This is a genomic window from Actinocorallia aurantiaca (assembly GCF_039533685.1).
In the GTDB taxonomy this organism is placed as follows: Bacteria; Actinomycetota; Actinomycetes; order Streptosporangiales; family Streptosporangiaceae; genus Actinocorallia; species Actinocorallia aurantiaca.
On the sequence record NZ_BAAATZ010000007.1, the window covers coordinates 343,805 to 353,457 of the forward strand.

Annotated in this window: 3 protein-coding genes; all 3 read right to left on the reverse strand. The window is 74.2% G+C overall.

Annotated features, from left to right (window positions below; all coding sequences use genetic code 11):
• Positions 1-587: 587 nt before the first annotated feature.
• The gene (locus ABD327_RS12050; protein ID WP_344450401.1) at positions 588-4,259 is read right to left on the reverse strand and encodes a vWA domain-containing protein; all 3,672 of its coding nucleotides are present in this window, start codon (positions 4,257-4,259) and stop codon (positions 588-590) included.
• A gap of 51 nt (positions 4,260-4,310) precedes the next feature.
• Entirely contained in the window at positions 4,311-5,471 is a 1,161-nt protein-coding gene (locus tag ABD327_RS12055) for an ATP-binding protein (RefSeq protein ID WP_344450402.1), read from the reverse strand.
• A 65-nt stretch (positions 5,472-5,536) separates the two neighbouring features.
• Positions 5,537-9,653, reverse strand: a 4,117-nt coding sequence (locus ABD327_RS12060) for a DNA-binding protein (RefSeq protein ID WP_344450403.1), incomplete at its 5' end; no start/stop codon positions are given.

Below are 9,653 nucleotides of genomic sequence, written 5' to 3' on the forward strand. Positions count from 1 at the left end.
CGCGGCGGCGGCCTGCCGCAGGCTCTCCGCCGCGTGGATCTGCGCGGGCTTGAGCTTCTCCTCGCTCCCCGGCGCGGCGCCGCCCGCGTTCACGGCGGACGCCGAGCCGACGGGAGCCGAGGCCGCGAGGCTCTTCCCGGATTCCCGCGCGGTCTCGCCGGCGCCCACCGCGACAACGGACGCGGCCTTGTCCGCTCCCTCCCCGGACGGGCCGGAGTCCTGGACGGACGCCGCGTCGACGGACGCCGCGTCATCGGAGTCCACGGCATCCGGCTCATCGGAACCGGTGGGTTCCGCGATGGGGCAGGCGGTGAGGACGGCTGCGCGGTGCAGGCAGCGGGGCGCGAGCAGGCAGCTGCACACCGCCTGTTCCGGAGAGGTGAGCGTGCCGGAGGGGCCGGGGGTCAGGACGACGGAGGTGTCCTCGCCGCAGACGACCGTCACGGAGCCGTCGTCCCCGGCGGTGGCCGGAGCCGCCGCGTACTGCTCCACCGCGGCGTCCAGTTTCTTGCGTAGCCGGGAGGTGAGGCTCTCCACGGCGGCGGCCGTCACGTCGGATGCGACCGGGGGGAGGTGGAGGTTCGAGGTCAAGAGGTCTCTCCGCGGAGGCGGGCGCCGACCCAGCGGGCCAGAGCGGTGGGGCTGAGGGCGGCGACCGGCATGCCGGCTGCCACCAGCTGGCCGGCTATCGGCTTGGAGTAGCGGGGGATGCCGTGGTCGTCGAGGGCTGCGCAGCCCAGGAGGTGGACGCCGGAGGAGGCGAGGGTGCGGACCTCGTTGAGGAGGCCGCCCACCGGGTAGCCCTCCTCGAAGTCGCTGACGACCACGACGAGGGTGCGGCTGGGTACCTTCACCAGCGAGCGGGCGTGGGCGAGGCCCGCCGCGATGTGGGTGCCGCCGCCGACCTTCACCTCCAGCAGCAGGGACAGCGGGTCGGCGACATGGCCCGTCAGGTCGATGACCTTGGTGGAGAAGGTCAGGAAGTGCGTGGACAGGGTGGGGACGCCGCCCAGCACGGCGGCGGTGAGCGCCGACCAGATCACGGACGCCTGCATCGAGCCGGACACGTCGACAACGAGGATCAGCCGCCAGTCCGAAGACAGCTGGGAGCGGGTCGTGAAGATGGGGCGTTCGGGGATGACGACGAGCCGCCCGTCGTCCAGTTCGCGGGTGTGCGCGAGGTTCGCCCGCAGAGTGCGCGGCAGGTCGAGCTTCCCGCCGGGGCGGCGGCTCGGGCGGGGTGTGGCCAGGCCGGTGAGCGCGGGCCGCATCTTGGTGGCGAGTTCCTTCGCCAGTTCCTCCACCAGGCGTTTCACGAGGGGGCGCAGCTTGGCGAGCTGCTGTTCCGGCATGCCGCCCGCCAGGGAGAGAACCGTCGTCAGCAGTTCGACGGACGGCCGTACGGCGTCCGGGTTCAGCTCGGAGAGCACGTCGGTCCGCCCGTTCTCGGCGGCGCGGGCCAGGACCTCCTCGCGCACCTCGTCGCCGAACAGCGCCTCGAGCTCCTCGGCCCATTCCCGGACCGAGGGGAACGACTCCTCCTGTCCGCCGCCCGGACCTCCGGATCCGAAGCCGTCGGCTCCTTCGCCCTGACCTGCCCCGTACAGCTCGTCGAGGGCCTTCCCGTAGCGACCGGCGCCGGCCGAGAGCTTCTCGCTCTCCCTGCCGAGCAGCAGCCTCCACCGGTCGGACGGCGTCAGTCGCGTCTCGCCCGCTTCCGGGTCGAGCGTGTTCTCTCTCGGTACGGGCTTCTCGACGGCCGCCGAAGGCTCGGGGTCGGACGGGTCCTGCTCCGTCTCCCCCGGTTCCGTGTCGTCCTCCTTTCCGGGCTCGGCGGGCCGCGGCGAGAACGGCAGGTCCAGCGTCCGGAGGGACTGGAAGGCCTCGGTGTCGGCGGTGGTCCAGAGGGCGAGGAGATCCGGGGAGATGTCCAGGGTGAGGTCCGGGCGGTCGCCGAGCCTGGCGGCGACCGTCTCCAGGAGGCGGGAGCGGGCGGCGGGGGTGAGGGTGTTGAAACCTCCGCGCAGGGCGGGGAGCCGGGAGAGGAAGGCCCGGTCGGAGAGGGTCTCCACTCGGGTGATCAGGGGGGTGAGGGCCTGGGGGGCGTTCTCCAGGAGGGGCCCCGCCGCGCTGAGGAGGCCGGTGAGGTGGCGGTGCAGGCGGGTGCGCGCCTCCTGGGTGGTGGCGGTGTCGATCCAGCCGACGACGCGCGAGCCCAGGGAGGCGGTGTCGTCGAGGTCGAGGAGGACGCGGACGGCCAGGGCCACGCCGCGCATCATCGGGGAGCCGGTGCCCGCCAGGGTGCCGAGCGCGTCGTCCAGGCGCAGGCCCAGGCGTTGTTCGCCCGCGCGGGCGGTCAGGTCCACCAGGGCGGCCGCGTCCTCGGGGCGGTCGCTCCCCGCGAGGCCGGGCAGGGCGCCGATCGCCGATTCCAGCAGGACGGTGGAGAGTTCGGCGGCGTCGTCGCGCAGGGCGGGGGTCGTTCCGGGGACGTGTTCGCGGCGCAGTGCCTCGAGCAGGTCCAGGCCCGCGATCAGTTCGGTGAGCGTTCCGGACGCGGGGAGCGTCTCGGCGAGGTCGGTGAGCCGTGCCGCAACAAGGTCCGGCAGGTCGCAGGCGGCGGCTGCGCGCAGGTGGCGGAGGAGGAGGGCGCAGGTGGCACCGTCCTCGGCGGTCTCGCGGCGGAACTCCTCGCCGAGGGTGCCCTCGGCGGCCTGGGCGGCGGTGACGCCCCTGACCCCGACCAGGTCGAGCCGGGCCGGCACGCCCGGCGTCCACCTCATCCGCCAGCGGGTGGTGAGGGCGGTGCCGTCGCCGGTGCCGGCCACCTCCACCTGCTCGCCGTAGCCGATCCCGCACACCAGGAGCCGCTGCAGGAGGGTCTCGCGGCGGCGGTCCAGGGCGGACCGCAGCGGGTCGAGCCGCAGCTCCTTCGAGTCCGGCTCGTCGGGGCGGGGCAGGCGCAGTTCCGCCAGTTCCCTCTCCACGGACGGGCCGAGGCCGGAACGCGGTGTACCGGACGCGAGCCTGCCCCGGTTCGTCCCTACAAGGATCTGTTCCAGCGCTCTGGCGACGGCTCGGCCGCGTCCGAGCGGTTCGCCCTGGCCGAGCACCGTACTCACGGCCTCCACCAGCTCGCCACGGCCGGGCGCGGGCAGGCCTCGCAGCATGGCCAGGTCGCACGCGACCCGCAGCGTCTCGGCGGCCTCCCCCGTGCCCGCCGTGTGACCGGCCGCCCGGATCGCCCGGCAGATTCCGGTGGTGGCCCGGGCCGCGGCCTCCCGCAGCGCCTCGGGGTCGCCGCCCGCCAGGAACACCTCCTGCTGCCACTGCGGGTCCCTGATCCCCGCCGGATATCCCGACCTCGAGTCCAGCAGGTCGAACGCGTAGGGCACCAGCGAGGTCGCGTCGCCTTCGACCGTTCCCTCGACGAGCGCGCGGAGCTCGCCGTCGTCCTCGGCCGGCGGGGGCACGGACGCGTGGGACGCCTCCGAAGCGGCGTCCGCCGCGGCCGCTTTCCCGGCGGGCGCGCGGAGACCGCCGCCTTCTTCGGGCGGAAGCAGCAGAGCCGGCGCGTGGAAGGCTCCGACGACCGCGGCCACCCGGCGGCCCCCTGAGGTGGCTCTGGTCAGGATGTCGCGCATGTGCGCTTCGCGGGCCAGGTCGACGGCGGCGATCCCGGTTCCTCCCCCGGCGTCCTCGCGCAGGGCCCAGCCCACTCCCAGCGCCGCCCGGCGGACGGCCTCGGGGCTGCATCCCGGTGCGAGCACCTCGACGGCGCGGTCCCACAGGTCGTCCCCGTCACGTCCGCTTCCGGAGGCCGCCAGGGCCCCCGCGAAGACGTCGGACCGGGCGGCGTCCGAGAAGGGGTCCTCCTCGGACCAGCCCTTGTCCTCCAGAGGCAGGTCGCAGCACACGACCGGCACTCCGCGCGTGTGCGCCCACCGGATCGCGGCCAGTTCCGGGGAGAAGTCCGCGAACGGGTAGAAGCCCAGCCCGCCTTCCCCACGCATTCCCGCGAGCGCCACCGGCGCGGTGGTGCCGGGGTTCGCCAGATGCCGGATCCAGCGTTGGAAGTCCGCGGGGAGTTCGACGCACACCACCTCGGCCCCGGCCGCCTCCAGCAGGGCGGGGACGACGGCGGCCAGCGCCGGACTGTGGTGGCGGACGCCGAGCAGGAACGGACGCCCGCTCGCGGCGAGCAGTTCCACCGCCTCGCGCGGCTCCACGGCTTCCCGTTCGTGGACAGTACTGGTCAACGTGCTTCTCCCGTAGTTGCCTATGGCCGAAAGGACAGGGACGACCCGCTCTCAGCGGAGGGTCTCCCGCAGGTCCCAGAGGCGGCGCCACATCGCGGCGCCGTCCTCCGCCCGGCGGCGGACGGGCCCGTCCCAGTAGCCGAGGAGGCGGGCGTGGTCGGACGGGTCGTCCTTGCGGACCACGCCCAGGAGGTGGCCGGGGATCAGGTCCAGGGGGTCCCCGGCGGACAGGTAGGCGTCGGCGAGGGACAGGGAGACCGCCACCTGGACGGCCTCGGCCGTGGACATCACCGTGCTGGGCTTCTCCACGTCCCAGCCTTCGCCGGAACGCCCGGAGCGCAGGTCGCGGAAGACGGTCACGAGCGCGTCGAGGACGGAGTCGTCGACGGAGAAGGGCGCTCCGGCGCGCTCGACGGCGGTGGTGGCCTGGCGGCGGATCAGCGCGGTCTCGGCGGCGGCGTCGGCGATGGGGTCGACGGCCTCGAAGTTGAAGCGGCGCTTGAGGGCCGCCGACATCTCCGACACGCCCCGGTCCCGGAGGTTGGCGGTGGCGATGACGGTGAAACCAGAGGACGCCGAGATGGTGGCGTCGTCGGTGCCGGACAGCTCGGGGACGCTCACCCTCCGGTCGGACAGGATCGACACCAGCGCGTCCTGCACCTCGGGCAGGCAGCGGGTGACCTCCTCGATCCGGGCGACGCGGCCGGTGCGCATCGCGGTGAGGACGGGCGAGGCGACGAGCGCCTGCGGGGTGGGGCCCTGGGCGAGGAGCAGCGCGTAGTTCCAGCCGTAGCGGAAGGCGTCCTCGGTGGTCCCGGCGGTGCCCTGCACGGTCAGGGCGCTGGTGCCGCAGACGGCGGCGGCCAGCAGCTCCGAGAGCATCGACTTGGCGGTGCCGGGCTCCCCGACGAGCAGCAGGCCGCGCTCACCGGCGAGGGTCACCACGCACCGCTCCACGAGGGCGCGCTCGCCGACGAACTTCTGCGTCACCACGAGGCGGTCCGGCACGCCCTTCACCGGCGCGGGGAGGCGCAGCGGCTCGTCCCCGCCGCCGCAGACGAACGTGACGACGGCCTTCGGGGTCAGCGCCCAGCCGGGCGGGCGGGGGCCGGAGTCGTAGGCCGCGAGGAACGCCAGTTCGCCGGCGTAGCGCTCTTCGGCCGGCAGCGCCTGCCGTGCGGGTGCTTCCGTCACCTGGGCGGTGGAGGGCATCGGTTCTTCCTTCTCTGGGGGTCGGAGGGATGCGGGCGGGAGGGGCCGCCCGTCGGGGTCAAAGGTCAGCGGCGCCGGGTCCGGGAGACGTCCAGGTCCGCGAAGCGCGGGACGTCTCCTTCCCGGACACGTCTCCAGGCTCTGCGGTACAGGTCAGCCGCCGGCTCGATCGGGACGGCGACACTGAGCGGCCAGGAGGCGCCCCCGTCTTCCGTCAGGTCGTACAGCGGGATCTTCCACTCCTCCAGCGGCGGGCGCGGAGGATGAAGGGGCAGCCAGCCGCCGGGCAGGAACAGCGACCGTCCGGCACGGGTGCGGCGGGCCTCGATCACCAGGCCGGTGGCGGCGGCTTCGGCGCGGGCCGCCTTGAGCCGCGCCGGTTTCCAGCCCGTCCACCTGGCGGTGTTCTTGTCGGTGGGGTCGGGCATGGCCAGCAGCATCAGGTAGAGGACGGCGGCGTCCGTGCCCAGCCCGAGCAGGGAGGCGGCCTCGGCGACGAGGTCCGGTACGGAACGGGACGGGTCCTGCGGCCACCAGGTGCCGTCCGCGGCCCGTTCTCCCGCCGCGGGGTCGCCGGGGTCGGCGAGCAGCGCGGCGAACCGCTCGTCCCGGGCCACGCTCACCGCCAGTTCGGCGGAACCCCGCGTCGAGGCGTCGCCGCGCAGCACGGCCAGGTAGGGGTCTTCGCCGGTCTCGTCCAGCAGCGCGGGCCGGAAGGCCGGGTAGGCGATGTCGCCTATGGTCCCCAGCACGACCGCGCCGTACCGCTCGAAGCCCTCTCCCGTCTCGGTGGGCGCGCCCGCCATCTCACGGAACCGGTGGCGGTCGACGTACCAGCCGAGGCTGAGCAGCAGGTCGGAGTTGGCGAGCCGCTCGCGGACGGCGGTGAGGGCGGCGGGCAGCCGGGCGCGCATCGCGTCCCCGGCGGGGAGCCGGTGGGCGAGCCAGGCCGCCGTGGCGACGGCTCCGACGAGCACGGAGTCACTGAAACCGGCGACCTCCTCGTCGGGGGTGACGCGGTTCTGCCGCATGGTCCACTTCAGGTCCCGGCTCAGCAGGGGTGCGGACTCCGGGTCGAGCAGGGCGGGCAGGGCGTCGACGGCCTCCCAGCCGGTCGACACCATCTTGGCCGTCTCCGCCATGAGCGCTTCGGGCACCGCCACCCGCCTGCCCACTCTCGCATTCCACACCCGGGCAGCCGCCGCGACGTCGGGTCCTTCGGTCCACAACCGGGACGGCTCCGCGGGCACCAGGGCGCCGACCACGGCCAGCCGGACCTCCGCGCTCAGCCTGCGGAGCCCGTCCCCGGCCATGGCGGCGTCGGCGGCCTTGACCTTGAGCACGGCCCGCACCTCGGGCGGCAGGGAACTGCGTTCGAGGCCGTCGAGGCCCGGCATTCCCGCGACCACCAGGCGGGCCGTGATCTCGGTGGTCCCGGTGAGCCGGGAGAACTCCGCGGCCGCTTCGGGGAACCACGGAGCCGGACCGCGTGCGGCGGTCTCGGCCAGGAGGTCCTCCAGCCGGACCGCCTCCTCCGGGTCGACGACCGGTGCGGATGAAATCACCGTGTAAGGAGCGGGAACCTCGAATCGTCCCGCCGGATCGTGGAACCACGCGGTGAACTCGCCCCCGTCCGCCGGAAGGGAGTAGTCCAGGACGGCCAGGAGGGCCCCTCCCCCCAGGGGGAGCGCTGCCTGCCAGTGGCCGCTCCGCAAGGTCCCGTCGGGTTTGGTGAGCACGGTCCGGGCGAGGCGCAGCCGGAACCACCGCCACCGGGACGGCTGTTTCCCCGCCGGGGCCAGCCCCAGCTCTCCGAAGGTCTCCATCAGCGCCCGCAGCGCTTCCCACTGCTCCGCTCCGGTGAGACAGGACACCGCTCGGTAGGCCACGGCCGCCCGCCCCCCGAGCAGGAAGTCCGGCCGCAGTCTGGACTCGGGCAGCGCGAATCCGTCCAGGTGGATCCTGGGCCGTCCGTCCGGGAACGGGCGGAGGGCCTCGGCCTTCATGGCGTGCGCGATGGCCCGGAGCCTTCCGAAGAGACCGGCCTCGTCTCCTCTGTTCGTGAGCCGCGCGTAGCCGAGGCCGTTGATCGCCTCGTGCAGTATCCGGTCGGGCGGCCCTGCCGGGGCCTCCCGCACGGCCTCCTCCGTGAGCACCCGCTCCATCCGCTCCGCCGCCCGCTCCAGCAGCGCCTGCTGGGCGGCGGCGTACCGCACCACCCCGGCCACTCCCGCCACCAGGGCTTTGTGGGTGACGTCCGGCAGCAGCTCGCGGACGGCCTGGTGCGGGTCCTTCTTCTCCGCGATCGCCTTGAGGAGCGCGGCGGCGGTGTCCCGGTCGATCCGGCGCAGAGCCGCCGAACCGCGCGGGTCGCGGGGACGAAGGCAGTGCCAGTACCGGACGGGGGGTAGAAGCGCGCTGCCTTCCGCGAACGGTCCCGGAGCCCCGTTCGTCAGCACGTGGGACGTGACGACCCCGTCCGGGTCGACCAGCTCGATCTCGTGGTACCCGCGCACCACCGCCAGGGGCCGTTCGTTCCCCGGCAGGAACAGGGCGCTGAACGGCACCGACTTCCTGTCGGTCGTGACGGCGTTCCCGGCCAGGTCCTCGCCCCGGTAGGAGCCGTCGGGAAGGCGCACGATCCGCCATCCGAGCACCCCGTCCACCGGGGCTCCGACCGGGGTGGCCTCCGGAACGGGGACGGGCAGCAGCCAGCCGAAGAGGAAGGAGCCGCCGTCGGGCAGGCCGCTGGTCGCGTCGGCGAAGAAGCCCGGCATGCTCTTACGGCCGCGCTCCCCGCTCGCCGGGTCGTACTCGTACCAGCCCTCTTCTCCCGCGCCTCCGCCCCGCCAGACCCAGTACGACGTCCCGTCGGTGATGACCTTCTCGATCTCGGGCAGCACGGTGTCCCCACGGTGCAGCACCCCGGTGCCGGTGGCGCGGCCGCCTCCGGGTACCGGCAGGCTGACCGGCTCGTCGCCCTTGTACCAGTACATACGTCTTCCATACCGGCCGTGGTTCTCGATGTTCAGGGACCGGCCGGCGTCGGTGTGCCAGTAGCCGGAGAACGAGTCGCCGGACCGCCGGGGCCAGCAGGCGAGAAGCCCGCCGTCCACGTAGGAGAAGCAGGGGACGCCCTCGGCGTCGGCGTCGGCGGGGACGCGCAGGTCGTGGGTGAGCACGGTGCCCTCGGCGCCGATCACCCTGGCCTGCGCGGGGCCGGAGACGATCAGTTCGGGCCACGCGTCGGCGACGACCACCTCGGCGGCCTTCTCCGGGGCGGCGAGAGCGGTGAGCGCCTCCTCCCAGGCGGGCCAGCCCAGCTCATCGAAGATCCCTGCCCGCAGCGTCCGCGTGAGGATCGGGGGCAGGTCCGCGGAGACGGCCTCCCGCACCGCGTCCTCGGCCAGCGCCAGCACCTCTCCGGGCAGCCGGACGAGCTGGTCCAGCGCCCGGGGCAGGCCCGGCAGGCCCGCGGCGGTCGAGCGCCGGACGGTCTCTCCCACCCACTCGGCCAGCATCACGCGACCGCCGGGAGAGGCGGCCAGGGCGAGCAGCGCGGCCTCGTTCCCGCGCAGCCGGTCGGCGCCCGCGTGGAAGGCCCCGTGGAAGCGCCGGTCTGCCGACAGCGCCACCAGGTCGCGCCGGCTCTCGTCCTCCGCCCAGCGCCTCAGGCCCAGCCAATGGCCCGCCGGAGGATCGGCCACCGGCACGTCCAGCGCGAGCAGCTGGTCCAGCAGGCCGGGATGGTGCCGCACTTCGAGTTCCGCGCCGGAAGCCGCCAGTTCGGCACGCAGCCGGTCCGCCATGCGTTCGACCACCGAGTGGAGGCCCGGCGCGAAGGCCCAGTCCCCCCCTTGGATCCACACCCGGAGGAAACGGCGCAGCCAGCCGGCGCTGCCGTCCTCGGGCCGCGCCTCTTCGGGAACGCCGTCGGGGTCCCAGAGCGCGACGGTGGCGCCGGACTCCTCCAGCAGCTCCAGCCATCGAGCCGGAAAGTCCCTGTCCTCGGGCTCCGGCATCAGGTTCAGCAGCCTCCCGCGGAGCTCCGGGCGGCGCCCGGCCAGGGCGACGAGGGTTTGATGGTGCGCCTTCCACCAGCCCGCGGCCGCGCGCCCGGTCGCCGGAAGGACGATCATCTTCTCGACGTAGGCGAGTTCGACCGCCTTGGCGTTCTCACCC